Annotated in this window: 18 protein-coding genes; 5 read left to right on the top strand and 13 right to left on the bottom strand. The window is 57.4% G+C overall.

The window, feature by feature from the left end:
• Positions 1 to 2 precede the first annotated feature (2 nt).
• Positions 3 to 1,715 carry an assimilatory sulfite reductase (NADPH) hemoprotein subunit gene (cysI, locus tag MOQ06_RS03535; RefSeq protein WP_242171091.1) on the bottom strand — a complete coding sequence of 571 codons (1,713 nt, stop codon included), beginning with the start codon at positions 1,713 to 1,715 and terminating at the stop codon, positions 3 to 5.
• A complete protein-coding gene (gene cysJ / locus MOQ06_RS03530; RefSeq protein ID WP_242171081.1) occupies positions 1,715 to 3,520 on the bottom strand; it encodes an NADPH-dependent assimilatory sulfite reductase flavoprotein subunit in 1,806 nt (601 codons plus the stop codon). The genes cysI and cysJ overlap by 1 nt, the downstream gene beginning before the upstream one ends.
• A gap of 303 nt (positions 3,521 to 3,823) precedes the next feature.
• Between cysJ and queD the strand changes: the two genes are divergently transcribed.
• Positions 3,824 to 4,189, top strand: a complete 366-nt coding sequence (queD, locus tag MOQ06_RS03525) for a 6-carboxytetrahydropterin synthase QueD (protein WP_148421211.1) — start codon at positions 3,824 to 3,826, stop codon at positions 4,187 to 4,189.
• Here queD and MOQ06_RS03520 read toward each other — a convergent pair.
• A complete protein-coding gene (locus MOQ06_RS03520) occupies positions 4,174 to 6,528 on the bottom strand; it encodes a helix-turn-helix domain-containing protein (RefSeq protein ID WP_242171078.1) in 2,355 nt (784 codons plus the stop codon). The genes queD and MOQ06_RS03520 overlap by 16 nt on opposite strands.
• Positions 6,529 to 6,699: 171 nt before the next feature.
• Here MOQ06_RS03520 and MOQ06_RS03515 point away from each other — a divergent pair, with 171 nt between their 5' ends.
• Both MOQ06_RS03515 and MOQ06_RS03510 read left to right on the top strand, forming a co-directional pair.
• Positions 6,700 to 7,869, top strand: coding sequence for a M20 aminoacylase family protein (locus tag MOQ06_RS03515; RefSeq protein ID WP_242171075.1), 1,170 nt, complete (start codon positions 6,700 to 6,702; stop codon positions 7,867 to 7,869).
• A gap of 27 nt (positions 7,870 to 7,896) precedes the next feature.
• Positions 7,897 to 9,294, top strand: coding sequence for an MFS transporter (locus MOQ06_RS03510; RefSeq protein ID WP_242171072.1), 1,398 nt, complete (start codon positions 7,897 to 7,899; stop codon positions 9,292 to 9,294).
• Positions 9,295 to 9,310: 16 nt separating this feature from the next.
• On the opposite strand, the gene queE is transcribed toward MOQ06_RS03510, so the two are convergent.
• The 3 genes from queE to MOQ06_RS03495 are packed head-to-tail and all read right to left on the bottom strand — an operon-like array spanning position 9,311 to position 12,303.
• The gene (gene queE / locus MOQ06_RS03505; RefSeq protein WP_148421203.1) at positions 9,311 to 9,982 is read right to left on the bottom strand and encodes a 7-carboxy-7-deazaguanine synthase QueE; all 672 of its coding nucleotides are present in this window, start codon (positions 9,980 to 9,982) and stop codon (positions 9,311 to 9,313) included.
• Positions 9,983 to 10,036: 54 nt separating this feature from the next.
• Positions 10,037 to 10,744, bottom strand: coding sequence for an N-acetylmannosamine-6-phosphate 2-epimerase (locus MOQ06_RS03500; RefSeq protein ID WP_242171063.1), 708 nt, complete (start codon positions 10,742 to 10,744; stop codon positions 10,037 to 10,039).
• Positions 10,744 to 12,303: a maltose/glucose-specific PTS transporter subunit IIC gene (locus tag MOQ06_RS03495; protein ID WP_242171053.1), complete on the bottom strand. Its 1,560-nt coding sequence runs from the start codon at positions 12,301 to 12,303 to the stop codon at positions 10,744 to 10,746. Before MOQ06_RS03495 ends, MOQ06_RS03500 begins: the two co-directional genes overlap by 1 nt.
• 167 nt (positions 12,304 to 12,470) lie before the next feature.
• Between MOQ06_RS03495 and MOQ06_RS03490 the strand changes: the two genes are divergently transcribed.
• Positions 12,471 to 13,295: a MurR/RpiR family transcriptional regulator gene (locus tag MOQ06_RS03490; RefSeq protein ID WP_148421197.1), complete on the top strand. Its 825-nt coding sequence runs from the start codon at positions 12,471 to 12,473 to the stop codon at positions 13,293 to 13,295.
• A 52-nt stretch (positions 13,296 to 13,347) separates the two neighbouring features.
• On the opposite strand, the gene eno is transcribed toward MOQ06_RS03490, so the two are convergent.
• The 5 genes from eno to rlmD all read right to left on the bottom strand — a co-directional run bounded on the left by eno (position 13,348) and on the right by rlmD (position 21,030).
• Positions 13,348 to 14,646: a phosphopyruvate hydratase gene (gene eno / locus MOQ06_RS03485; RefSeq protein WP_006811784.1), complete on the bottom strand. Its 1,299-nt coding sequence runs from the start codon at positions 14,644 to 14,646 to the stop codon at positions 13,348 to 13,350.
• 82 nt (positions 14,647 to 14,728) lie between these two features.
• Positions 14,729 to 16,366, bottom strand: coding sequence for a CTP synthase (glutamine hydrolyzing) (pyrG, locus tag MOQ06_RS03480; protein ID WP_003862718.1), 1,638 nt, complete (start codon positions 16,364 to 16,366; stop codon positions 14,729 to 14,731).
• 223 nt (positions 16,367 to 16,589) lie between these two features.
• Positions 16,590 to 17,381 carry a nucleoside triphosphate pyrophosphohydrolase gene (gene mazG, locus MOQ06_RS03475; RefSeq protein ID WP_193356099.1) on the bottom strand — a complete coding sequence of 264 codons (792 nt, stop codon included), beginning with the start codon at positions 17,379 to 17,381 and terminating at the stop codon, positions 16,590 to 16,592.
• Between the two features lie 67 nt (positions 17,382 to 17,448).
• On the bottom strand, positions 17,449 to 19,680 hold the full coding sequence (gene relA, locus MOQ06_RS03470; RefSeq protein WP_193356100.1) for a GTP diphosphokinase: 2,232 nt from the start codon (positions 19,678 to 19,680) through the stop codon (positions 17,449 to 17,451).
• Positions 19,681 to 19,731: 51 nt separating this feature from the next.
• On the bottom strand, positions 19,732 to 21,030 hold the full coding sequence (gene rlmD / locus MOQ06_RS03465; protein WP_242171050.1) for a 23S rRNA (uracil(1939)-C(5))-methyltransferase RlmD: 1,299 nt from the start codon (positions 21,028 to 21,030) through the stop codon (positions 19,732 to 19,734).
• A 57-nt stretch (positions 21,031 to 21,087) separates the two neighbouring features.
• On the opposite strand from rlmD, the gene barA reads away from it, so the two are divergent.
• Positions 21,088 to 23,847, top strand: coding sequence for a two-component sensor histidine kinase BarA (gene barA, locus MOQ06_RS03460; protein WP_148421187.1), 2,760 nt, complete (start codon positions 21,088 to 21,090; stop codon positions 23,845 to 23,847).
• An 85-nt stretch (positions 23,848 to 23,932) separates the two neighbouring features.
• Here the strand turns inward: barA and MOQ06_RS03455 are convergent, their stop codons facing one another.
• A complete protein-coding gene (locus MOQ06_RS03455; protein WP_242171048.1) occupies positions 23,933 to 25,072 on the bottom strand; it encodes a glycerate kinase in 1,140 nt (379 codons plus the stop codon).
• A 77-nt stretch (positions 25,073 to 25,149) separates the two neighbouring features.
• Positions 25,150 to 26,487, bottom strand: coding sequence for a glucarate dehydratase (gene gudD / locus MOQ06_RS03450; protein WP_242171046.1), 1,338 nt, complete (start codon positions 26,485 to 26,487; stop codon positions 25,150 to 25,152).
• Positions 26,488 to 26,490 lie beyond the last annotated feature (3 nt).

Here is a 26,490-nt window from a genome sequence, read left to right as displayed (position 1 = left end):
GGTTACTCCCAGAAATCCCTTGCAGGATCGAGCACCGGGCGAATAATGCCCGCACGCACCGTAAAGTCGCCGAAGCCTTCACCCGCTTCGCGCTCTTTTGCCCAGCGCCCGACAAGCACGTCGATGGAATCGAGAATTTCCGGCTCGGTGATGTTCTCGCGGAACATACGCGGAATACGCGTGCCGATGCGGTTGCCGCCCAGATGCAGGTTGTAGCGACCCGGCGCTTTCCCCACCAGCCCCAGCTCGGCGAGCATCGCGCGCCCGCAGCCGTTCGGACAGCCGGTAACGCGCATAACAATATGCTCGTCCGGAATGCCGTGTTTTTCCAGAATCGCCTCCACCTTATCGGTGAACGACGGCAGGAAACGCTCTGCTTCGGCCATCGCCAGCGGGCAGGTCGGGAACGACACGCAGGCCATCGAGTTTTCACGCTGCGGCTTCACCGCATTCATCAGTCCGTGCTCGAGCGCCAGCGCCTCAATTTTCGCCTTTTCGCTTTCCGGCACGCTGGCCACGATCAGGTTCTGGTTAGCGGTAATGCGGAACTCGCCTTTGTGGATCTTCGCGATTTCCAGCAGGCCGGTTTTCAGCGGACGGCCCGGGTAATCCAGAATACGTCCGTTTTCGATAAACAGCGTCAGGTGCCAGTTATTATCGATGCCTTTCACCCAGCCAATGCGATCGCCGCGACCGGTGAATTCATAAGGGCGGATCGGCTCAAACTTAATCCCCGCGCGACGCTCCACTTCTTCCTTGAAGGTCTCTACGCCCACGCGCTCCAGGGTGTACTTGGTTTTCGCGTTTTTACGGTCGGTACGGTTACCCCAGTCGCGCTGGGTAGTAACCACCGCTTCCGCCACGGCCAGCGTATGCTCCAGCGGCAGGAAGCCGAATTCGCTCGCGGTGCGGGCGTAGGTCTTCTTGTTACCGTGTTCGATGGACAGGCCGCCGCCCACCAGCAGGTTAAAGCCGATGAGCTTGCCGTTTTCGGCAATCGCCACGAAGTTCATGTCGTTGGCGTGCAGATCGATATCGTTCTGCGGCGGGATCACCACCGTAGTTTTAAACTTACGCGGCAGGTAGGTCTGGCCGAGGATCGGCTCTTCGTCCGTGGTCGCGACTTTCTCCTGATCGAGCCAGATCTCCGCATAGGCGCGGGTGCGCGGCAGCAGGTGCTCGGAGATCTTCTTCGCCCACTCATAGGCTTGCGCGTGAATCTCGGACTCGTACGGGTTCGAGGTGCACAGCACGTTACGGTTCATGTCGTTGGCGGTCGCCAGCGCGTCCAGGCCAACGGAGTGCAGCATCTGGTGAACCGGCTTCACGTTCTTCTTCAGAATGCCGTGGAACTGGAAGGTCTGACGGTTGGTCAGACGAATGCTGCCGTAAATGGTGTTTTCACCGGCGAATTTATCAATCGCCTGCCACTGTGTCGTGGTGATGACCCCACCCGGCAGACGGCAGCGCAGCAGCATCGCGTGACGCGGCTCCAGCTTCTGTTCAGCACGTTCGGCGCGGATATCGCGGTCGTCCTGCTGATACATGCCGTGGAAGCGGATCAGCAGGAAGTTGTCGCCTTTAAAGCCGCCGGTCAGACCGTCGTTTAAATCTTCGGCAATGGTACCGCGCAGGTAGTTGCTCTCTACCTTCATGCGCTCGGCATCAGACAGTTTGCCTTCGACCACCAGTGGGCCAGGGTGTTTTTCGCTCATTAGTAGACATCTCGCTGATAACGGCGCTCTACGCGCAGCTCACTTAAAAATTCATCCGCCGCTTCGGCATCCATACCGCCGAATTCGGCAATCACTTCCAGCAACGCCTGCTCGACGTCCTTCGCCATACGACTGGCGTCGCCGCAGACATAAATGTGGGCACCGTCATTGATCCAGCGCCACAGCTCTGCGCCCTGTTCGCGCAGTTTGTCTTGTACGTATACTTTTTCTTTCTGATCGCGGGACCAGGCCAGATCGATGCGGGTCAGCACGCCCTCTTTCACATAGCGCTGCCACTCAACCTGGTAGAGGAAATCTTCCGTAAAGTGCGGGTTGCCGAAGAACAGCCAGTTCTTGCCCGGCGCCTCGTCTGCCGCACGCTGCTGCATGAAGGCGCGGAACGGTGCGATGCCGGTGCCGGGGCCAATCATAATCACGGGGGTTTCCGGGTTCGCCGGCAGGCGGAAGTTATCGTTATGCTCGATAAAGACGCGCACGTCGCCCTCTTCTTCCACGCGGTCGGCCAGGAAGCTCGACGCCCCACCCGCACGCGCGCGGCCTTCGATATCGTAACGCACCACCCCGACGGTGACGTGGACTTCGTTTTCCACTTCAGCCTGCGAGGAGGCGATGGAATAAAGGCGCGGCGTGAGCGGGCGCAGCAGGCCGATCAGCGCGTCGGCGTCCAGCTGTGCCGGAGAGAAACGCACCATGTCGACAATCGGCGTTGTCGCCGCGTAATGCTGCAGCTTCGCCTTATCCCCAACCAGCGGCAGGAGGGACTCGCTGCGGGTTAAGGTGGCGTAGTTTTCTACGATGTTGGCGGTGTTCACCGTCAGTTCAAAATGCCACTGGAGCGCTTCGGAGAGCGGCAGCGTTTTGCCTTCCACCTGAACCGGCTCCGTGCCTTTCAGCCACAGCAGCTCGACCAGCTCTTGCACCAGCGCCGGATCGTTCTGATACCAGACGCCCAGCGCATCGCCGGGCTGGTATTGCAGGCCGGACTCGCCGAGATCGATTTCGATATGGCGCACGTCTTTTTCCGAATCGCGGCCCGTGATTTTCTGGTTCACCGACAGGCTCGCCGTCAGCGGTGCCTCTTTGGTGTATGGGCTGGAGTGGATCGCGTTGACGGTGCCGGCTGCGGTAACGGCGGCCTGCGCCGGGGTCTCTTTCGGCACGCGGGCTTTCAGCACCTCAACGATGCGCGCGCGCCATTCAGCGGCGGCAGCCTGGTATTCCACATCAGCGTCCACGCGGTCCAGCAGGCGTTCAGCGCCCAGCTCCGCCAGCCTGCTGTCGAAGTCTTTACCGGACTGGCAGAAAAATTCATAGGACGTATCGCCGAGGCCAAACACGGCAAACGCGGTGCCTTCAAGCTTTGGCGCTTTTTTCGAGAACAGGAACTTATGCAGCGCGACGGCCTCTTCCGCAGGCTCACCTTCTCCCTGCGTCGAGGCAACCACCACCAGCAGCTTTTCTGACGCGATTTGTTTGAATTTATAATCCCCGGCGTTCACCAGGTTTACGTTCAGCTTCGCGGCGAGCAGGTCATCACGCAGCGCTTCGGCCACGCGGCGGGCATTACCCGTCTGCGAAGCGGAGATCAGCGTGATGGCAGGAATTTCAAGGGCAGCTGGCGGTACGCCAGCCACGGCGCCCGGCTGCTGGTTCAGCATTCCCCAGAAATAGCCGGAGACCCAGGCGAGCTGGGTAGGTGAAAAATCGGATGTCGCGGCCTGTAGGCGCGCCAGCTGCTCCGGGTTCAGGGGAAGCAAATTTGAAGGTGGGGCCTGTGTTGTCATGCGTCGTTATGTTCCAGTAGCAAAGCGGACTTTAAGCGAATAAATCCAAACTGAAGATAAGGTTAACGGCGGGGATAATAACAATTAAAGAAGGGTTGGAAATAATAAATAACCAAATGGACTAACCTGTTTTAGCTATCGTTCTTAACGATAAAAGTGATTAAATAACTGTATGAAATACAACAAAAAACATCCATAAACGTTCTGAATACGGTGCGGGCGGCGTTCAGAGCCGTTTTAGTTAATGATAAAAATTGTACTTTCCGGTACTATGCGGCGGTTTTTTCCGCATTCCTGAGAGCTATGATGTCCACCACACTGTTTAAAGATTTCACCTTCGAAGCCGCACACCACCTTCCGCACGTTCCTGCCGGGCATAAATGTGGCCGCCTGCATGGGCACTCGTTCATGGTGCGTCTTGAGATCACGGGTGAAGTCGATCCCCATACCGGTTGGATCATGGACTTCGCCGAACTGAAAGCCGCGTTTAAGCCAACCTACGATCGTCTTGACCACTTCTATCTGAATGAGATCCCGGGCCTTGAAAATCCGACCAGCGAAGTGCTGGCGAAATGGATTTGGGATCAGATGAAGCCGCTGGTGCCGCTGCTGAGCGCGGTGATGATCAAAGAGACCTGCACCGCAGGCTGCATCTACCGCGGGGAGTGAATCTCCTCCGCGTCGTCTTCACGAGACACGATCGGCGTAAACTCGTAGAGCACCAGCGCATTACTCTCCAGTAATTCAGTCAGCTGCCAGCCGTCATAAAGGCGTTCATCGCGTACGGAAAGCGTTGGACGCGCTTTATGTCCTATCCAGCACCACACCTCTTCGTCAGGGCCGCTTTCGCTGCCGACGCCTTCAAGCAAAGGATAGAGCGCCCCGTTATACCGATCGAAAAGGTGGCATTTAATGCGCCATTTCCCGCGCATTCCCTTCAGGTGTAAATGATACTGCTGGCGAAAACGCTGGATGAAGGCTTCTTCACTGGAAAGCAGCGGATTAAAAACCACCACGTTACGCAGCAACAGCTGGTAGCCATTCAGATGTCGCGTAAGCAGGACTCGCCCGTCATTGACCAGCACCTCGCCCCGCAGGCGCTGCCAGAGCCAGAGCACCCAGTAAACCGGACGCGGCAGGCCGTGGTTATACTGTAGCGCCAGGCTTGATGTATCGATGGTGTTGTTCGCACGGGCTTCCCCCTGAAGACCCGAATTTAGCCAGAATCCCGCCAGCCAGACCAGCTCCGAAAGCCCGAGCAGGTTCTGCATCAGCAGCGCCCCCCGAAAAAACCAGCCGTTTGTCGCCCGCGTGCTTCCGGTGAGGGTATTCCAGGAGAGAAGCCAGACTGGAAGCGAACGTTTGTGCAGGCGAAGGGCGGCGAGGATCTGGCGGATCTTCAGTATCGGGTAATTTTCCGTCGAGGAGAGATCGGCAGGCTCCGGCTGCGCGGGATCGAGAAGCTCGTTGGCATCGGCGGAACAGGCAAGAAAATCGGCCTGCATCAGGATGGCTGAACGGAACAGGGGGTCGTCGCCCACGCCCGCGCTGACGGGGGCAAACCGGTGCCATAAGCCAAACTTTGCCTGCGGAAGAAAGGTTTGTATTACCTCACGCTGCGCCAGCCAGACCTGCTCCCGGGTCTCCTCACTCGCCTGTGATGACCAGTGCATGACGAAGTGCCAGCCCGCGGCGATCTCTGGCGAAAAATGATTGACTGACTGTTGTAAAAAGCGGGTAAGAAGATCGCGACGGGTCGTTACGCCGGTGTGCAGCAGCACCGTCCACCGCTTTTTTGCCAGCCAGGTGAAGAGCTGATGCAGATTGTACCAGCAGGCGTAGCCCGCCATCTGCGGATCATCCCACCCGGTGGCAAACAGACGGCTGCTTAGAAAAGGCTCGGCGATATCAATTCCCTCAATGGGAATGGCCTTATTTATCTCCTCAAGATTATGACGAACGTCCTCACGCAGCAAATCGTCGAGCTCACGCAGGGTAATGACCACCCGCATACGGCGCAGCGAGGTGGAGAGAGGTTTAAGCTGCTCAAGATCCAGCCTCTGCTCCTGCTGCGGATGAACGACGAGCGGCGAGGCTCCCCAGCCGCGCGTCACCGGTTCATTGAGCAGGCTAAACAGCTTATCCACCGCCACCGGATAGCGCTGCTCACGCCCGTCCGCACGTGCGCGCGCGGCCTCCGGGTGCTGGCGTCGGGCCTTACGGAACTCACCCGGGGACATATTGTGAACGCGCCGAAACCGATCGCTCATCATACGCGTGCTGGCGAAACCCTGCTCAAGCGCAATCTGGTGCAGCGGCCGATTCGTCAGACGGAGAGCGTCAGCCGCCTTTTCCAGCCGCAGGGTGGTAATGTACTGCATGAAGCCGATCCCCACCTCCTTTCGAAAGAGACGGGAGAGCCAGGCTTCAGAGACGTATTCACTCGCGGCGATTTCCGCAAGCGTAATACGGCGGGAATAGCTGGCGTTGATTCGCTCTATCACCCGGGCGATGCGCCTGCTGTGCGCTGTGGAACGTTCACGGGGCGGCAAACGGGCGGGCTGCTGAAAGCGGCTGGTCAGCAGCAGTAAAATCTCGCTCAGCCAGCGGTACGCCTCCAGCCGGTAGCGACGCGGATCGTTGATGAGCGTGACCACAAGAAGCTGGCGCAACAGATCGCGAAGCGCATCGCACTGGGGCCAGACGCCTCCGGCTTCAACCGGTACCGCATAATCATGGGCAAAAAAATCATTGCAGAGCTGGACGACCCAGCGCCCGGAAAGGGTTACGCGCAGGGTGATGTTTGCCGTTTCGCTCGTTAACTGCCAGCGCCGGTGACGGTTTATGATGGCAAGGGAATTGGCCTCCAGCACTTCACGTCCCGCATCGGTGCTCAGCTCTGCCCGCCCTTCCAGCACCCAGAGCAGCGTTAGCGTATCGCCTTCATCCACCACGCAGTGGCGAATGTCCTGAATCTCTACCCAAAATTCATCTCCCCGCAGCTCCATCTTATCCCTCACCAAAGACAAATAATGACCTGCTCTTTTTTGTCATAACTGAATTGTATGAAAAACAATCAAAACAAAACCGTCGCTTTACAACAAAAAAGTGCATTTTCAGGCGGTACGATCGTCATAGACTCGAAATTATCACCGTTTGGCAGAAAAAGGATAACAAAAATGACACATCCAATTATTGAAGCCCTGCGTGGCAACGAAGCCAGGTTCACGGAATTACGCCGCTATTTTCATCAGCACCCTGAAACGGGTTTTGAGGAGCATAACACCAGCGATCGCGTTGCGGCGCTGCTCCAGGAATGGGGGTATGAGGTCCATCGCGGCCTGGCGAAAACCGGCGTGGTCGGCACCCTGAAGGTGGGGAACGGGCACGGGCGCCTGGGCCTGCGCGCCGATATGGATGCACTGCCAATGCAGGAAAACAGCGGCAAGGCGTGGAGCAGTACCGTTGAGGGTAAATTCCACGGCTGCGGCCATGACGGCCACACCACTACGCTGCTGTATGCAGCGGAGTACCTGGCACGCACCCGCAATTTTAACGGCACGCTACACCTTATTTTTCAGCCCGCGGAGGAGCTTCTGTATGGTGGACGCGTTATGGTAGAGGACGGTCTGTTTGACCTGTTCCCCTGCGACCATATTTTTGGCCTGCACAATATGCCGTCACAGCCCGTCGGAAAAATTGGTCTGCGCGACGGCGCCATGATGGCCTCTTCCGACACCTTTCATATTGAGGTTAACGGCGTGGGTGGTCACGGTGCGGTGCCGGAACATACGGTTGACGCGACCCTGGTTGCCTGTCATATCACCATCGCTTTGCAGTCAATTGTTTCACGCAATATCACCCCTTTTCAGCCTGCCGTCGTTACCGTAGGCAGCATTCAGGCCGGACACGCGCCCAACATTATCAACGACAAAGTATTGATGAAGCTGACCGTGCGCACGCTGGACGAAAGCGTGCGGCAGACCGTGCTACAGCGCATCCATGATATTGCCGTTGCACAGGCGGAAAGCTTCAATGCGACGGCCACCATCCGTCACGTTAACGGCAGCCCGGTGCTGAAAAACAATCCCCAAGCCAATGAGATGGTGCGCAGCGTCGCCACCGATCTGTTCGGTCAGGATGCGGTCGCGGAGGTTAACGCGTTTATGGGCAGCGAGGACTTTGCCTTCATGCTCGAGAAAAATCCAAACGGATGCTATTTCACCCTTGGCGCCGGGGATGAGCCTGACCGCTGCATGGTACATAACCCGGGCTACGACTTTAACGACACGATTCTCCTTACCGGCGCGGCGCTTTGGGCCGCACTGACCGAACGCTATCTGCGCTGATTCGCACCTTCCCGGGAGGGCTGCATTATGAGTACCGTTTCCCTGACAGGCACACCCGCCTACGCCGGTAACGATCGGCTGCTGGCGGGTATCGTCATGAGCGTTCTGACATTCTGGCTGTTTGCCCAGTCGGTTATCAACGTTGTTCCGGCCATGCAGAATAGCCTCGATATTGCCCTCGAAACCCTTACGCTGGCCGTCAGCCTGAGCGCGCTGTTCAGCGGCTGTTTTGTCGTGGCCTGCGGTGGGTTTGCCGATAAGTTTGGCCGCATGCGCCTGACCGTGATTGGCCTGATCCTGAGCATTATTGGGAGCGGCCTGCTGTTCATTTCCTGGGAGCCCGTCCTGTTTCTGCTGGGAAGGGCGATTCAGGGCCTGTCAGCGGCCTGCATCATGCCCGCCACGCTGGCGCTAATTAAGACCTGGTATGAAGGTAAAGCACGCCAGCGCGCCATCAGCTTCTGGGTTATCGGTTCATGGGGCGGGAGCGGCCTGAGCTCGTTTGTCGGAGGCGCCATCGCCACCACGCTGGGCTGGCGCTGGATTTTTATTTTATCGATGGCGGTAGCCCTGGCCGCGCTATTGCTTATCCGCGCCACCCCGGAAAGCCGCAGCCCTGATGCAGGTCAACACAAGCTGGATATCAGCGGCCTGGCGAGTTTTGTCCTTATGCTGGTGCTATTCAATCTGTTTATAAGCAAAGGACACGCCTGGGGCTGGAGCAGTAGCTTATCGCTTCTCGTGCTGTGTGGAGCCGTGACTGCGTTGATGTGCTTTGTCATTACCGGACGACGCAAAGGCGATGCGGCGCTGATCGACTTTGCCCTGTTTAAAAACCGGGCCTACAGCGCCTCGGTATTCTCAAATTTCCTGCTCAACGGCTGCATTGGCACCATGATGATCGCCAGCATCTGGCTGCAGCACGGCCATCATCTGTCACCGCTACAGACCGGCATGATGACGCTGGGTTATCTGGTAACCGTGCTGGCGATGATCCGGGTGGGTGAAAAACTGCTTCAGCGCTATGGCGCCAGGCTGCCGATGATGACCGGACCGCTGCTGACCGCAACGGGTATTACGCTGATTTCATGTACCTTCTTAAGCAAGGAGGTCTACATTGTCACCGTTTTTCTGAGCAATATTTTATTCGGGCTGGGGCTCGGGTGTTACGCCACGCCCTCAACGGACACGGCAGTGATGAATGCCCCTGAAAACAAGGTAGGTGTGGCTTCTGGGATCTATAAGATGGGCAGTTCCCTGGGCGGAGCGATGGGGATCGCGGTCACCGCATCACTGTACGCGCTATGGCTGCCGGTGGGAACGGCCAGCGCCGCGCAGTATGCCTTACTGTTCAACAGTGCGATTTGCCTTGTGTCGGCCGTAGTGACCTGGGCCTTACTGCCACCATCAAAAGCCCCGCGATAGGCGGGGCCAGGCAGTATCAGGCAATGTTCAGATATTTGTGCGTCTGCATCGACAGCCGCCAGTTGCGGGCGATGCAGGTTTCAATGCACAGGCGGGTTGCATCGTCTTTCTGGCTGATCGGCTGTAAAGCGATAACCCGCTGCTTTTCGTCCTTCAGCGTCGCCAGCAGTTCATCCAGCGCTTCGATATCGCGCACGCGCCCCACGGGATGCTTAATCTCATCAGCACGCTCCAGCGCCTGAGACAGCACGTCATAGCCGCCGCGCATGTTCACCTTTGGCGAGACCGTTACCCAGGTTGAGTGGGAGCAGCGCACTTCATGGGTGCCGCTGGTTTCGATCTGGCAGCTATAGCCGTTTTTTTCGAGCAGGTCGGTAAGCGGCATCAGATCGTGAATGCACGGTTCACCACCGGTGATCACCACGTGACGCGCCGTCCAGCCCTGGCGACCAATAATGGCAAGCAGATCTTCTGCACTGCCCGCGCCCCACTTATCGCTCTCTTTGGTTTTCGCCAGGATACTAAACAGCGACACTTCCCGATCGGCGAGTTTATCCCACGTATGTTTGGTGTCACACCAGGCACAGCCAACCGGGCATCCCTGCAGGCGAATGAAAATAGCGGGAACGCCGGTAAAGTAACCCTCGCCTTGCAGGGTCTGGAACATCTCGTTAATCGGGTACTGCATAGTCATCTCAGTTAAGGGGATAAACGATAAGTATCGCAGATCCCTGCCGGATGGTCATGCTCCATCGGTGCTTTGCGCGCCTATCGCCGCCATAAAACGCCCGGTGATTTGCTGTGGCCGGGTGATCGCGCCCCCGACAACGACCGTATGCGCCCCAAGCGCCAGGCATCTTGCCGCACGCTCGGGGGTGTCCACGTTGCCTTCGGCAATCACCGGAACCGAAACGGCTGCCAGCACCGCTTTCAGGAACGCGCAGTCATTCTCAGGAAGCGAATGGCCCGCCGTTTCCGCCGTATAGCCGTAAAGCGTGGTCCCGATGCAGTCAAACCCAAGCGCCTGCGCGGTCACGGCCTCCTGCACGGAGGAAATATCTGCCATCAGCAGCAGCGAAGGGTAACGGGCGCGAACCTGCGCAATCAGCGCTTCCAGAGACTCCCCGCCGGGACGCCTGCGGGCGGTGGCATCCAGCGCGATGAGCTCCGGCGCGACCGCCATCAGCTCATCCACCTCCTTCATCGTCGCGGTGATAAACACCTCGCTCCCCGGGTAGTCCCGCTTGATAATGCCGATGACCGGCAGCGAGACCAGCCCTTTGATGGCCTCGATGTCCACCACGCTGTTGGCGCGGATCCCGGCGGCACCGCCCTGCGCCGCCGCCAGCGCCATTCGGGACATAATAAACGGGCTGTGTAAGGGTTCGTTTTCCAGCGCCTGACAGGAGACGACCAGCTTTCCCTTCAGGGTATCCAGTACGGTTTTCATTACGATAAAATCTCTTCCACTTCGTTTTTGATAATTGTGACGTGCGGGCCATAAATGACCTGAACCCCGTTACCGCGCACGATGACGCCGCGCGCGCCGGTCGCCTTCAGTGCCGCTTCACTGACTTTGCTACCATCCCTTACCGTGACGCGAAGGCGCGTGGCGCAGCAATCAACGTCATCCAGGTTTTCTCTGCCGCCAAGCCCGGCGATCACCGCCGCGGCGCGCTCGCTTTGCGGCAAGGTATTCGCGTCAGCCACCGCCTCCTTTTCACGGCCCGGCGTGGCGAAATCAAAGCGGTTAATCAGATAGCGGAAGGTGAAGTAGTAAAGGAAGAACCACGGCACGCCCACCAGCGGGACGAACATCCAGTTGGTTTTAGCCTCCCCCTGAAGAATGCCGAACAGCACGAAGTCAATGAAGCCGCCGGAGAACGTCTGTCCGATGGTGATGTGCAGCACGTGCGCGAGCATAAATGCCAGCCCGTCAAACAGCGCATGAATGACGTAAAGCCCCGGCGCGATAAACAGGAATGAGAACTCGATGGGTTCGGTAATGCCCGTCAGGAAAGAGGTTAACGCCGCTGAAAGCAGCAGCCCCGCTACGCGCTTTTTATTCTCTGGTTTTGCCGTGTGGTACATCGCAAGGCAGGCGCCGAGCAGGCCAAACATCATCGTAATAAAGCGCCCGGACATGAAGCGCGACGTGCCCTCATAGAAGTGCTGCGTGCTCGGGTCGGCGAGCTGGGCGAAGAAGATCCGCTGCGTGCCCTCTACCAGATGACCGTTGACGATTTCACTGCCGCCGAGCGCGGTGGTCCAGAACGGCAAATAAAAGATGTGGTGCAGGCCAAACGGGCCAAGCATGCGCAGGATGAAGCCGTACAGCAGGGTGCCCAGATAGCCCGTGGCATCTACCAGCCCGCCGAGGCCAAAGATCAGCTTCTGGAAATGCGGCCAGACGACGGTCATGAGGGCCCCGACGAGTATCGCCGCCAGCGAGCTGATAATCGGCACAAAGCGCGAGCCGCCAAAGAAGCCCAAAAATTGCGGAAGCGCGATTTTGTTAAACCGATGGTGCAGCGCGCAGGTCACAAGGCCAATCACCACGCCGCCAAACACGCCGGTTTCCAGCGTCTGAATGCCCAGCGTCATCCCCTGCCCCACGGCTCCCGGATTTTCCGAGGCCAGCTTTCCGGTCAGGATCAGCAGGGCGTTGATGGTGGCGTTCATTACCAGAAACGCGAGCAGAGCCGCCAGACCCGCCGTGCCTTTATCATTTTTAGCTAACCCGACGGCAACCCCAACGGCGAACAGCACGGAAAGGTTCGCAAACACAATCGACCCCGCACTGCTCATGATGGTGAAGATGGCCTGAAGCCAGCCAACGTTTAAGAAGGGATAGGCCGTAAGGGTATTGGGATTTGACAACGCTCCGCCAATTCCCAGTAAAAGCCCCGCCGCCGGCAAAACGGCGATGGGCAACATAAAGGATTTGCCGAAGCGCTGCGCTTTTTCAAACCATCCGCCGGAAGAAGCTCCGCTGAACATTTGCATCATTTTTTTCATCCCCTGGTGTAATGATGAAAATTTTTACCATATAAATAATAGAAAGTGAAAATTATCATCAAAAAACAGGGGGAGGATCATACTTTTTCGAAATCACTGGCATCCCTCCCCTGCTTTCCGCCACACTAGTCGGCAGAGAAACGCATTAAGGATCTAGCATGTCAGACCATGAAAACCTGCTGCTGAAGTTACGCCAGGAGGCTTCCGGGTATAGCCCTACGCAACAGAAACTGGGGGAGTTTGTTCTCAGCGATCCTGCCCGTGTGCTGTACCTGACGATCACCGAGCTGGCGCGCGAAAGTCAGACCAGCGAGGCCAGCGTGACGCGCCTGTGCCGGACGCTCGGCTGTAAGGGATATAACGAATTTAAAATGGCGCTGGCGCTGGATATTCAGCAGGGCCAGCCCGCTCGTCAGGCCGGGGATGAAATTGATAACGTAGTGGATGAGTCGGTGCAGGCCCTGCAGGATACGGCCCGGCTGCTCGACAGAGCGCTGCTGGAAAAGGCCGCGCAGGCGCTGCATCAGGCGCGGTCGGTACAGATTTACGGGGTGGCCGCCAGCGCGATCCTTGGTGAGTATCTGCATTACAAGCTGTTGCGGCTGGGCAAACCCGCGCAGCTGTTCAGCGATATGCATCGCGCGGCCATGAATGCGGCAACGCTCTCAGACGAGACGCTGGTGGTCGCTATCTCAAGTTCGGGCTCAACCCGCGATTTACTCCACGTCGTGAAGCTTGCCCGCAAGCGCGGCGTGCAGGTGCTGGCGCTCAGCAATACGCCGCGCAGCCCGCTGGCTTCCCTGAGCGATATGCAGCTGGTTGCGGCAAAACCAGAGGGGCCGCTGAGCGCGGGCGCGCTCAATGCCAAAGTTGGGGTCATGCTGCTGATCGAGCTGCTTACCACCTCCCTTATTGCCATTGACGGCCGTTACGGCGAGGTGAGTCAGCAAACGGCCAGCGCGACGCTGCCGCTTCTGTTATAGAAAACAAAAAACCCGCCGAAGCGGGTTTTTTTATTGAAACGAAAGCTCAGGCTTATGCCTGACCTTTGATCTCTTTACGACCGTTGTATGGTGCTTTTTCGCCCAGCGCTTCTTCGATACGAATCAGCTGGTTGTATTTAGCAACGCGGTCAGAACGGCTCATAGAACCAGTTTTGATCTGGCCTGCTGCGGTACCTACAGCCAGGTCAGCGATGGTTGCATCTTCAGTTTCGCCAGAACGGTGAGAGATAACAGCGGTGTAGCCAGCGTCTTTCGCCATTTTGATCGCAGCCAGGGTTTCGGTCAGAGAACCGATCTGGTTGAATTTGATCAGGATGGAGTTAACGATGCCTTTCTCGATGCCTTCTTTCAGGATCTTGGTGTTGGTTACGAACAGATCGTCACCAACCAGCTGGATTTTGTCGCCCAGTACTTTGGTCTGGTATGCGAAACCATCCCAGTCAGACTCGTCCAGACCGTCTTCGATAGAAACGATTGGGTACTGTTTGGTCAGGTCTTCCAGGAAGTGAGTGAACTCTTCGGAGGTGAACGCTTTGTTGCCTTCGCCAGCCAGAACGTATTTACCGTCTTTGTAGAATTCAGATGCTGCGCAGTCCATCGCCAGAGTGATGTCTTTGCCCAGCTCGTAGCCTGCTGCTTTAACCGCTTCAGCGATAACAGCCAGTGCTTCTGCGTTAGAACCCAGGTTTGGCGCGTAGCCACCTTCGTCACCAACGGCAGTGTTCATGCCTTTAGCTTTCAGAACTTTAGCCAGGTTGTGGAACACTTCAGAACCCATACGTACTGCTTCTTTCAGGGTTTTCGCGCCAACTGGCTGAATCATGAATTCCTGAATATCAACGTTGTTGTCTGCGTGCTCACCACCGTTGATGATGTTCATCATTGGTACAGGCATGGAGTATTTGCCTGGGGTGCCGTTCAGTTCAGCGATGTGCTCGAACAGTGGCATACCTTTAGCAGCCGCTGCTGCTTTGGCGTTCGCCAGGGAAACCGCCAGGATTGCGTTCGCACCGAAGTTAGATTTGTTTTCAGTACCGTCCAGATCGATCATGATCTTGTCGATGCCAGCCTGATCTTTGGCATCTTTGCCAACGATAGCCTGAGCAATAGGACCGTTAACAGCGCCAACCGCTTTCAGTACGCCTTTGCCCATGAAACGGGATTTGTCGCCGTCACGCAGTTCCAGCGCTTCGCGGGAACCAGTAGAAGCACCTGATGGAGCAGCTGCCATACCGACGAAACCACCTTCCAGATGAACTTCGGCTTCAACGGTCGGGTTACCACGGGAGTCGATGATTTCACGACCGATGACTTTAACGATTTTGGACATTAGATTTTCCTCAGTACAAGTTAAACTAAAACTCCAGACAAACAACGCGTACCAGGGGTACGCGTTGCCGTTCTAACTTTTTTTACTTCGCCTGGCGCTTCTGGTACTCGCTGGCGGCTTTCACGAAGCCTGCAAACAGCGGATGTCCGTCACGCGGCGTTGAAGTAAATTCCGGGTGGAATTGGCAGGCAACGAACCACGGATGGTTAGGCACCTCGATGATCTCGACTAACTGATCGTCCCCGGAGCGGCCAGCAACACGCAGACCCGCCGCTTCAATTTGTTTCAACAACATGTTGTTGACTTCATAGCGGTGACGATGGCGCTCGGTGATGACCGGCTCGCCGTAAAGCTTGCGAACCACGCTATCGTCGGACAGCTGGCAGGCCTGTGCGCCAAGACGCATGGTGCCACCCAGATCGCTCTTCTCGGTACGGACTTCGACGTTACCGTCTTCGTCGCGCCATTCCGTAATCAGCGCCACTACAGGGTACTTACAGTCTGGCACAAATTCCGTAGAGTTCGCGTTTTCCATTCCCGCTACGTTGCGCGCAAATTCAATCAGCGCAACCTGCATACCCAGGCAGATGCCGAGGTATGGAATATTGTTTTCACGCGCATAGCGTGCAGTGGCGATCTTGCCTTCAACACCACGGTAGCCGAAGCCGCCAGGGATGAGAATAGCGTCCAGATCTTTCAGAATTTCGACGCCGCGCGTTTCAACATCCTGCGAATCAATCAGCTTGATGTTAACGGAGACGCGATTCTTCAGACCACCGTGCTTCAGCGCTTCGATAACTGACTTATAGGCGTCCGGCAGTTCAATGTACTTACCGACCATACCGATAGTCACTTCACCGCCCGGATTGGCTTCTTCGTAAATCACCTGTTCCCATTCAGACAGGTTAGCTTCCGGACAGTTCAAGCTGAATCGTTTACAAATATAATCGTCCAGACCCTGTGATTTCAACAGGCCCGGGATTTTATAAATGGAATCGACATCTTTCATTGAAATAACGGCTTTTTCAGGCACGTTACAGAACAATGCAATTTTCGCACGTTCGTTCGCTGGAATCGCGCGATCGGAACGGCAAACCAGAATGTCAGGCTGAATACCGATGGAAAGCAGCTCTTTAACAGAGTGCTGGGTCGGTTTGGTTTTCACTTCACCCGCTGCCGCCATGTAAGGCACCAGCGTCAGGTGCATGAACAGCGCGTGCTCACGACCAATATCTACCGCCAGCTGACGAATCGCTTCGAGGAACGGCAGGGATTCGATATCCCCAACGGTACCGCCGATTTCAACCAGCACAACGTCATGCCCTTCGCCACCGGCAAGAACACGTTCTTTAATGGCGTTGGTGATGTGGGGGATAACCTGCACGGTTGCGCCCAGGTAGTCACCACGGCGCTCTTTACGCAGAACGTCAGAGTAGATACGGCCAGTCGTAAAGTTGTTACGACGGGTCATTTTGGTACGGATGAAACGCTCGTAGTGGCCAAGATCCAGATCGGTTTCAGCGCCGTCTTCAGTAACGAACACTTCCCCGTGTTGGGTTGGGCTCATGGTGCCAGGATCGACGTTAATATACGGATCCAGTTTCATCATGGTCACATTGAGGCCACGGGCTTCAAGAATGGCTGCGAGGGAGGCTGCGGCAATGCCTTTACCCAGAGAGGATACGACCCCGCCGGTCACAAAAATATAGTTCGTTGTCATGCTGAACCTGAGAAGTTAGGGTGAAACGATGGAATAACCAGGACGGGAAAGTAGTATACCCGAACACGGCGAGCGCCACAAACTTTCATTCTCCGTCTCCTTCCCAGGCCATGACAAACATAAGGAGTGAGAAAATAGCCCCTTTTGGGTAAATGTTTTTGACGCAAATCAAGCGCTTGTCATTTAAAAAATCACACAAATTGCGCTTGATCGCAAAATTCCGTTAGAGATCATGTTCCTGGCGTTTTACTTCCTGCCACACCTCTTCCATTGCATCGAGGTCAATCCCGCTCATTTCGAGGCCGCGCGAGGCCACAATCCGCTCCACTTCACGGAAGCGTCGTTCGAATTTCACGTTCGCTTTTTGCAGCGCGGTTTCCGCTTTTACACCGAGGTGGCGCGAAAGGTTGACGGTCGCAAACAGCAGATCGCCCATCTCCTCTTCCAGTTTTGCTTCATCCACCACGGCCTGCTGCGCTTCGTGCATCACTTCGTCGATCTCTTCATGCACTTTTTCCAGCACCGGGCCGAGGGAGGTCCAGTCAAACCCTACCGCCGAACAGCGCTTTTGAATTTTATGCGCGCGCATCAGCGCGGGCAGGTTCAGGGGAATATCGTCCAGCGCCGAGTGCTGGGATTTTTCCGCGCGCTCGGCGCTTTTGATCTGCTCCCAGCGCGCCAGCACTTCGGTACTGTTGCCAGCGGTGGCATCGCCAAAGATATGCGGGTGACGTCGTTCCAGCTTGTCGCTGATGGCGGCGCAGATATCGTCAAAGTTAAAGCGGCCCTCTTCCTGCGCCATCTGCGCGTAGAACACTACCTGGAACAGCAGATCGCCCAGCTCCCCGCGCAGGTCGTCGAAATCTTCGCGGGAAATCGCGTCCAGCACCTCATAGGTCTCTTCAAGGGTATACGGGGCGATGGTGGCAAAAGTTTGCTCTTTGTCCCACGGGCAGCCGTTTTCCGGATCCCGAAGACGTTTCATGATGCCAAGCAGGCGGTCGATTTGGGTCATAGTTCTGTCCTGATAAAAAAAATGCCGGGCGGCGGCCTCGCCTTACCCGGCCTACAGAAACGAAGGATTAACCGCCGTGCAGACGGCGCGCGTCAATCACATCCGGCACCTGGTTCAGCTTGCCGAGCACGCGGCCCAGCACCTGCAGGTTATAGATTTCGATGGTCATATCGATGGTGGCAAGCTGCTCGCGGGTATCGCTGCGGCTGGCTACGCCCAGCACGTTGACCTTCTCGTTGGCGAGAATGGTCGTGATGTCGCGCAGCAGACCGCTGCGGTCGTTGGCAGTAACGCGGACCACCAGCGAGTAGCCGGCAGAGTAGCTCTCCCCCCAGACCGCTTCCACGATGCGTTCCGGCGCGTGCGACTGCAGTTCGGCAAGCTGATCGCAGTCGGAGCGGTGTATTGAGATCCCGCGCCCCTGAGTGATAAAGCCGACAATATCGTCACCCGGAATCGGCTGGCAGCAGCGGGCGATATGGTGCATCAGGTTCCCGACCCCTTCGACCACCACGCGGCCATTGTCCTTGCTGCGCTGCTGTGGGGCGTAGGTTTTTTGCTGCAGCTGCTTCAGCGCGGCCGCGTCCTGCTCTGCCGCGCTTGGCTTGTTGAACTGCGCCTGCAGGAAGTTCACCATCTGATTCAGCCGGATATCACCACCGCCAATCGCCGCCAACAGCTCGTCCAGCTCGTTGAAGTTGTAGCGCGGCAGCAGGAATTTCTCCGCCTCTTTCAGGCTGATCCCGATATGCTCCAGCTCGTCGTCCAGGATCTGGCGACCGGCGAGGATATTTTTGTCACGATCCTGCTTACGGAACCAGGCGTGAATTTTGGAGCGCCCGCGGCTGGTGGTGACATAGCCCAGGTTCGGGTTAAGCCAGTCGCGGCTTGGGTTCGGCTGCTTCTGGGTGATGATTTCAATCTGGTCGCCCATCTGCAGCTGGTAAGTGAACGGGACGATGCGCCCGCCAATTTTCGCGCCGATGCAGCGGTGCCCCACGTCGCTGTGGATGTGGTAAGCAAAATCAAGCGGCGTGGAGCCAGCCGGCAGGTCAACCACGTCCCCTTTCGGAGTAAAGACGTAGACGCGATCGTCGAAGACCTGGCTGCGCACTTCGTCAAGCATTTCGCCGGAGTCGGCCATCTCTTCCTGCCACGCAATCAGCTTACGCAGCCAGGCGATACGATCCTCGTGACCAGAGCGAGCGCCGCCGGAGGTGCCCTCTTTATACTTCCAGTGCGCGGCCACGCCCAGCTCGGCGTCTTCGTGCATCTGCCTGGTACGGATCTGAATTTCCACCGTTTTGCCGCCAGGGCCGAGCACCACGGTATGAATAGACTGGTAGCCGTTCGGTTTCGGGTTGGCGACATAGTCATCAAACTCGTCCGGCAAATGGCGGAAATGGGTGTGTACGATCCCCAGCGCGGCGTAGCAGTCCTGCAAACGTTCCGCCACGATACGCACGGCGCGCACGTCGAACAGCTCGTCAAAGGCGAGATGTTTCTTCTGCATTTTGCGCCAGATGCTGTAGATGTGCTTAGGACGACCGTAAACCTCGGCGCGCACATTCTCCTCCTTCATCGCCTGGCGCAGCCCGCCGACAAACTCGTCAATATAGTGCTCGCGGTCGATGCGGCGTTCGTGCAGCAGTTTTGCAATGCGCTTGTATTCCGCCGGATGCAGGTAGCGGAAGCAGTAATCTTCCAGCTCCCACTTCAGCTGGCCGATACCCAGGCGGTTCGCCAGCGGCGCATAGATGTTGGTACACTCTTTGGCGGCCAGAACGCGCTCGTCTTCCGGCGCATCCTTCACTTCGCGCAGGTGGGCAATACGTTCCGCCAGCTTGATAACCACGCAGCGGAAATCATCCACCATCGCCAGCAGCATGCGGCGAACGTTATCGACCTGCTCGGAAGAGACGGAATCCGTTTGTGCGGCCTTCAGCTGGCGGATGGCGGCCATGTCACGTACGCCGTGGATAAGCGCCACGACGGGCTGGCCGACGCTCTCACGCAGCACGTCTTCGGTTACCACGTCGGCGTCCGCAAGCGGGAACAGCAGCGCGGCCTGCAGCGTTTCGATATCCATGTTCAGCATGGATAAAATTTCTACCATCTCCACGCCGCGCCACAGCAGCAGTTCAGCGTCCGGATGTCCCTGCGTAGTCCGTAAACAATAGGCCCAGGTTTCGGTTAAGCGTTCACACGACTGCTGGCTGGAAATCCCCAGACTTGCGATCCATTTTTGAGGGTCAAACTCACCAGCTTTATTTAAATGTGCACTTCTTACCGCAACCATCGTCCTCTCCTTTAGGGACAAGGGCCTGTCGAAGTCGACAAGCCATACTCATTAGATGTGCTCAAACAACACCATCGATTCCAGATGTCCAGTGTGCGGGAACATGTCCAGCATTGCCAGACGCCGAATCTGGTAACCCCCGCTCAATAATGCTTCACTGTCCCGGGCAAGCGTCGCCGGATTACAGGAAACATAGACCACGCGTTCAGGCGCGAGTTTAATTATATGTTGCATCACGCCCGGCGCACCCGCGCGCGCCGGATCGAGCAGGATCTTATCGAAGCCCTGCTTAGCCCACGGTTGCTGCGTGACATCTTCCTCCAGATTTTGATGAAAGAATGTCACATTTTGCAACCCGTTCTGTTGGGCGTTCTCCTGGCCTTTCGCCACCAGCGCCTCAACGCCCTCCACCCCGACCACGCTCTCTGCTCTGCGGGCCAGCGGCAGGGTGAAGTTCCCCATACCGCAGAACAGATCGAGCACCCGATCGGTTGGCTGTACGTCAAGCCACGCCAGCGCGTTTGCTACCATCTGCTGGTTTACGCCGTCGTTAACCTGGATAAAATCCCGCGGGCTGAACGTTAAGCGTAGCCCGTCTGACGCATACCAGGGGGCTTCTCCCGTTACCTGCTCAAGTATCTCGCTCTGCGGCGCGAGGAAAAGCGCAAGCTCGTGAGAATGCGAAAAGCGTTCCAGTTTTTCGCGATCTTTCTTCGACAGCGGCGCGGTATGGCGCAGCACCATCAGCGGACCGTTGTTTGCCAGCACCAGTTCGACATGGCCCAGCGAACGCACGCCATCCAGCGATGCAAGACAGTGGTGCACGTCCGGAAGCAATGCCTCAAGATGGGGCACCAAAACAGGGCAGCGCGCGATATTGACGATATCGCTGGAGCCGGCTTTACGAAAACCCATCTCCAGCCGCCCGGTTTTTGGATGATAGCTGAGGCTCAGGCGAGCGCGGCGGCGGTAGCCCCACGGCTGGTCAGCAACAACGTCACTGACGTCGTGTTTTAGCAGGCGAGCCAGCGCGCTGCTTTTACTTTTTTGCTGTAATTCTGTGCTGGCATGCTGTTGCTGACAGCCGCCGCAGACGCCAAAATGGGGGCAGCGAGGCGTTACGCGATCCGGGCTATCACCAAGACGGCGCTTGACCTGGCCGCGCGCGTACTGGCGTTTGTCTTCCGTCAGCGTAATTTCTGCTCGTTCACCCGGCAGCAAACCTGTGATAAACAGGGTCTTACCATTGTGACGCGCCACCCCGTGTCCGAAAGGATCGAGGTCCGTGGCTTCAACAGTTATGATCTGACGCGTCGTCACGCGTCGTTTTGCAGAGTAGAATTGCGCCATCGCCGAGATTTTTCTCAAATAAACATAATTAGCCTGATTGTCCCATAACGGAACTCCATGACCAACTACAGCCTGCGCGCGCGCATGATGATTTTGATCCTCGCTCCTACCGTTCTCATCGGTTTGCTGCTGAGCATCTTCTTTGTGGTGCACCGCTATAACGATCTGCAGAGGCAGCTTGAAGATGCCGGTGCCAGCATTATCGAACCGCTGGCCGTCTCCAGCGAGTACGGCATGAACCTGCAAAACCGCGAATCCATTGGTCAGTTAATCAGCGTGCTGCACCGCCGGCATTCAGAGATTGTCCGCGCCATTTCCGTTTACGATGAGCATAACCGGCTGTTCGTGACCTCGAATTTTCATCTCGATCCCACGTCGCTGAAAATCCCGGAAGGTACCCCCTTCCCGCGCCATCTCACAGTCCTGCGGCGCGGCGATATCATGATCCTGCGTACGCCGATCGTCTCGGAAAGCTATTCACCTGATGAATCCGCCCAGTCCGATGCCAAGTCCAGCAACAATATGCTGGGATATGTGGCGCTGGAGCTGGATCTCAAGTCGGTGCGCCTCCAGCAGTACAAAGAAATATTCATTTCCGGCGTGATGATGCTCTTTTGTATCGGTATCGCGCTGATCTTCGGCTGGCGACTGATGCGCGACGTCACGGGGCCTATCCGCAACATGGTGAATACCGTTGACCGGATCCGCCGCGGCCAGCTCGACAGCCGCGTAGAAGGCTTTATGCTCGGCGAACTGGATATGCTGAAAAACGGCATCAACTCAATGGCAATGTCGCTGGCGGCCTATCACGAAGAGATGCAGCACAACGTTGACCAGGCCACGTCGGACCTGCGTGAAACGCTGGAGCAGATGGAGATCCAGAACGTGGAGCTGGATCTGGCGAAAAAACGCGCGCAGGAGGCGGCGCGCATTAAGTCTGAGTTCCTGGCGAACATGTCGCACGAGCTGCGTACGCCGCTTAACGGGGTGATTGGCTTTACCCGCCTGACGCTCAAAAGCGAGCTGAATCCGACCCAGCGTGACCACCTGCATACTATTGAACGCTCGGCCAATAACCTGCTGACCATTATTAACGACGTGCTGGACTTCTCGAAGCTGGAAGCGGGCAAGCTGATTCTGGAAAGCATCCCGTTCCCGCTGCGCAGCACGCTGGATGACGTGGTCACGCTGCTTGCCCACTCCTCGCACGATAAAGGGCTGGAGCTGACGCTCAATATCAAAAACGACGTGCCGGATAACGTCATTGGCGACCCGCTGCGCCTGCAGCAGGTTATTACCAATCTGGTGGGCAACGCGATTAAGTTCACCGAGAGCGGCAATATTGACATCCTGGTCGAAAAACGGGCGCTCAGTAATAATAAGGTTCAGATAGAAGTGCAGATCCGCGATACCGGTATTGGCATACCGGAGCGCGATCAGTCGCGTCTGTTCCAGGCTTTCCGACAGGCCGATGCGAGCATTTCCCGTCGCCACGGCGGAACGGGCCTGGGGCTGGTGATCACCCAAAAACTGGTGAAAGAGATGGGGGGCGATATCTCCTTCCACAGCCAGCCTAACCGGGGCTCGACCTTCTGGTTCCATATCAATCTCGATCTTAACCCGAACGTGCAGACCGACGGACCGGTCACCGACTGCCTGAAAGGGATGCGTCTGGCCTATGTGGAACCTAACGCCGCCGCGGCGCAGTGCACGCTGGACGTGTTGAGCACTACGCCGCTGGAGGTGGTCTACAGCCCGACCTTCTCCGCGCTGGCGAGCGATCATTACGATATCCTGCTGATGGGTATTCCGGTGACGTTTACCGGCGAGCTGACCATGCAGCAGGAGCGCCTGGCGAAGGCGGCTTCCATGACGGACTACCTGTTGCTGGCCCTGCCGTGTCACGCGCAAATCAACGCCGAAGAGCTGAAAAACGACGGGGCGGCGGCGTGTCTGCTGAAACCGCTCACCGCAACCCGGCTGCTGCCTGCGTTGACCGAGTATTGTCGCCTGACGCACCAGCCCCTTCTGCCGGCGAACGATGAGCACAAGCTCCCGATGACGGTGATGGCAGTAGACGACAACCCGGCAAACCTGAAGCTGATTGGCGTGCTGCTTGAGGATCAGGTTCAGCACGTGGAGCTGTGTACCAACGGTGCCGAAGCCGTTGAACAGGCCAAACAGATGCAGTTCGACCTGATCCTGATGGATATTCAGATGCCGGGAATGGACGGCATCCGCGCCTGTGAGCTGATCCGCCAGCTTCCGCACCAGCAGCAGACGCCGGTGATTGCCGTGACGGCGCACGCGATGGCCGGGCAGAAGGAGAAGCTGCTGGGTGCGGGCATGAACGATTATCTGGCGAAACCGATCGACGAAGAGAAGCTGCACAGCCTGCTGCTGCGCTACAAGCCGGGACATATTGGCGGGACATACACCGTTTCAGCTGAATCGCCGGAGATCGGCGTGAACCAGAATGCCACGTTCGACTGGCAGCTGGCGCTGCGCCAGGCGGCGGGCAAAGCCGATCTGGCAAGGGATATGCTGCAAATGCTGGTGGACTTCCTGCCGGAAATACGGAACAAGGTTGAAGAGCAGCTGGTGGGAGAAAACCCTGACGGGCTGCTGGAAGCCATTCATAAGCTGCACGGTAGCTGCGGCTACAGCGGCGTACCGCGGCTGAAAAATCTCTGCCAGCTGCTTGAGCAGCAGCTACGCGCGGGAACGCCAGAGTCAGAGCTTGAACCGGAGTTCCTGGAGCTGCTGGACGAGATGGACAATGTGACGCGGGAAGCGATGAAGGTGTTAGGGAACTAGCGCTGGTGAGGCCTCAGGGCAAAGGATAAAGGCCGCACCAACACTCCCCTCGCCCCGTTGGGGAGAGGGTCAGGGTGAGGGGAAACTACATCCCCTGCCCCATTTTCAGCACCGCCGCAATATTTCGTGCGGCCATCTGCACGTTCCGTTGCGCATTTTCCAGCGCATCTTCCAGGGAACAGATGGTGTATATCACACTGAATACGGCATCCAGCCCGTGCTCATGCACCACGCCAACGTCCGCCGTCAGGCTGCCAGCAATGCCGATAACCGGTTTGTTATAGCGTTTCGCGACTCGCGCCACGCCAACGGGCACCTTGCCGTGGATCGTCTGGCTGTCGATGCGGCCTTCACCGGTGATCACCAGATCGGCGTTCGCCACCTGTTCATCAAGATGCAGCGCATCAGTGACAATCTCAATGCCCTGACGCAGCTGCGCGCCGCAAAATGCATACAGCGCGGCGCCCATTCCGCCCGCCGCGCCGCCGCCCGCGAGGTTTAAGACGTCAATATCCAGATCCCGGGCGATGATCTGTGCGTAATGGGCAAGGGCGTTATCCAGCGTCCCGATCATTTCCGGCGTCGCCCCTTTCTGCGGGCCAAATACCGCTGAGGCGCCGGCTTCACCGATCAGGGGATTGGTCACATCACAGGCCACTTCAATTCGACACGCGGCCAGCCGCTTATCCAGCCCGCCCACGTCAATATGCGTAAGGCTTGCCAGTTCGCCGCCGCCCGGCCCTACCGGCTGCCCGCTGGCATCCAGCAGTTTTACGCCAAGCGCCTGCACCATGCCCGCGCCGCCGTCGTTGGTCGCGCTGCCGCCAATGCCAATAATGATATGCTTAACGCCTGCGTCAAGCGCATGGCGGATGAGCTCGCCGGTCCCCCACGAGGTGGTGACCAGCGGGTTACGCCTGGCGGGAGGCACCAGCTCCAGACCGCTCGCCGCCGCCATCTCGATAAACGCGCTTTTACCGTCTCCGGATAAGCCGAAGAACCCCTCGACACGTTCACCCAGGGGGCCGGTGACGGGAACATGGACAATGCGCCCATGAGTGGCTGCCACCATGGCGTCTACCGTCCCTTCGCCACCGTCGGCAACCGGCAATTTGACATAGTCAACTGACGGGAAAATTTCGCGAAAACCGTCCTCTATCGCTGTCGCCACCTCAAGCGCGCTCAAGCTTTCCTTATACGAGTCCGGAGCGATTACAATTTTCATAAGCCATCCTTACGCATGTTAGTTACGTTAAGCATACACCACGTAAGGGACCGCTTGTGGGAGCGGTCCCAATGCGCTTATCGTACCATGCACGGACGTTTATTGTCGAATGTCCACTCAGGGATCAGGTACTGCATTGCCAGCGCATCGTCACGCGCGCCCAGCCCGTGTTTCTGATACAGCTCATGTGCTTTCATCACCTGATCCATATCCAGCTCAACGCCCAGACCCGGCGTGGAAGGAACCTGCACCATGCCGCCTTTGATTTCAAACGGCCGTTTGGTCAGGCGCTGGTTGCCCTCCTGCCAGATCCAGTGGGTATCAATTGCGGTGATCTTGCCCGGCGCAGCGGCCGCCACGTGGGTGAACATCGCCAGCGAGATGTCGAAGTGGTTGTTGGAGTGCGAACCCCAGGTCAGGCCAAACTCGTGGCACATCTGCGCCACCCGAACCGAGCCCTGCATCGTCCAGAAGTGCGGATCTGCCAGCGGGATATCCACCGACTGCAGGGAGAGCGTATGCCCCATCTGACGCCAGTCGGTCGCGATCATGTTGGTAGCGGTTGGCAGTCCGGTGGCGCGACGGAACTCCGCCATAACCTCACGCCCGGAGTAACCCTGCTCTGCGCCGCACGGATCTTCCGCGTAGGCCAGCACGCCTTTTAGCTGCTTACCTATTTTGATGGCTTCATCAAGGGACCAGGCACCGTTCGGATCCAGCGTCACGCGCGCCTGCGGGAAGCGCTTCGCCAGCGCGGCGATTGCCTCCGCTTCTTCCTCACCGGCCAGCACGCCGCCTTTCAGCTTGAAGTCATTAAAACCGTATTTTTCATACGCGGCTTCTGCCAGGCGCACCACCGCGTCCGGGGTCATCGCTTCATCGTGGCGTACACGGTACCAGTCGCATTTTTCGTCCGGCTGGCTCTGGTACGGCAGCGGGGTCAGCTTGCGGTTGCCGATAAAGAACAGGTAACCGAGCATCTCCACTTCATTGCGCTGCTGGCCGTCACCCAGCAGGGATGCGACGTTGACGCCCAGATGCTGGCCTAACAGATCCAGCATTGCGGCTTCGATGCCCGTCACCACGTGAATGGTGGTACGCAGGTCAAACGTTTGCAGACCACGACCGCCCGCATCGCGATCGGCAAAGGTGTTACGCACGCTGTTCAGAACGTTTTTGTATTCCCCCAGCGTTTTGCCCACCACCAGCGGAACGGCGTCTTCCAGCGTTTTACGGATCTTCTCCCCGCCCGGGATTTCACCCACACCGGTGTGCCCGGATTTGTCCTTGATCACCACAATATTGCGGGTGAAGAACGGCGCGTGAGCGCCGCTCAGGTTCATCAACATGCTGTCATGTCCCGCGACGGGGATAATCTGCATGGAGGTGACTACAGGGGTAGAAAAAGTGCTCATCGT

It is taken from the genome of Enterobacter sp. I4 (genome assembly GCF_022669095.1).
GTDB classification, from domain to species: Bacteria; Pseudomonadota; Gammaproteobacteria; order Enterobacterales; family Enterobacteriaceae; genus Enterobacter; species Enterobacter pasteurii.
This window is presented reverse-complemented; position numbering and strand designations above follow the sequence as displayed.

Bases quoted from the DNA above. Each gene is read 5' to 3' on its own strand.
- rlmD (WP_242171050.1), bottom strand. From the start codon at position 21,030: ATGGCGCAATTCTACTCTGCAAAACGACGCGTGACGACGCGTCAGATC.
- MOQ06_RS03515 (WP_242171075.1), top strand. From the start codon at position 6,700: ATGACACATCCAATTATTGAAGCCCTGCGTGGCAACGAAGCCAGGTTC.
- MOQ06_RS03520 (WP_242171078.1), bottom strand. From the start codon at position 6,528: ATGGAGCTGCGGGGAGATGAATTTTGGGTAGAGATTCAGGACATTCGC.
- queE (WP_148421203.1), bottom strand. From the start codon at position 9,982: ATGCAGTACCCGATTAACGAGATGTTCCAGACCCTGCAAGGCGAGGGT.
- MOQ06_RS03500 (WP_242171063.1), bottom strand. From the start codon at position 10,744: ATGAAAACCGTACTGGATACCCTGAAGGGAAAGCTGGTCGTCTCCTGT.
- MOQ06_RS03490 (WP_148421197.1), top strand. From the start codon at position 12,471: ATGTCAGACCATGAAAACCTGCTGCTGAAGTTACGCCAGGAGGCTTCC.
- MOQ06_RS03510 (WP_242171072.1), top strand. From the start codon at position 7,897: ATGAGTACCGTTTCCCTGACAGGCACACCCGCCTACGCCGGTAACGAT.
- cysJ (WP_242171081.1), bottom strand. From the start codon at position 3,520: ATGACAACACAGGCCCCACCTTCAAATTTGCTTCCCCTGAACCCGGAG.
- cysI (WP_242171091.1), bottom strand. From the start codon at position 1,715: ATGAGCGAAAAACACCCTGGCCCACTGGTGGTCGAAGGCAAACTGTCT.
- barA (WP_148421187.1), top strand. From the start codon at position 21,088: ATGACCAACTACAGCCTGCGCGCGCGCATGATGATTTTGATCCTCGCT.
- pyrG (WP_003862718.1), bottom strand. From the start codon at position 16,366: ATGACAACGAACTATATTTTTGTGACCGGCGGGGTCGTATCCTCTCTG.
- gudD (WP_242171046.1), bottom strand. From the start codon at position 26,487: ATGAGCACTTTTTCTACCCCTGTAGTCACCTCCATGCAGATTATCCCC.
- queD (WP_148421211.1), top strand. From the start codon at position 3,824: ATGATGTCCACCACACTGTTTAAAGATTTCACCTTCGAAGCCGCACAC.
- relA (WP_193356100.1), bottom strand. From the start codon at position 19,680: ATGGTTGCGGTAAGAAGTGCACATTTAAATAAAGCTGGTGAGTTTGAC.
- MOQ06_RS03495 (WP_242171053.1), bottom strand. From the start codon at position 12,303: ATGATGCAAATGTTCAGCGGAGCTTCTTCCGGCGGATGGTTTGAAAAA.
- eno (WP_006811784.1), bottom strand. From the start codon at position 14,646: ATGTCCAAAATCGTTAAAGTCATCGGTCGTGAAATCATCGACTCCCGT.
- mazG (WP_193356099.1), bottom strand. From the start codon at position 17,381: ATGACCCAAATCGACCGCCTGCTTGGCATCATGAAACGTCTTCGGGAT.
- MOQ06_RS03455 (WP_242171048.1), bottom strand. From the start codon at position 25,072: ATGAAAATTGTAATCGCTCCGGACTCGTATAAGGAAAGCTTGAGCGCG.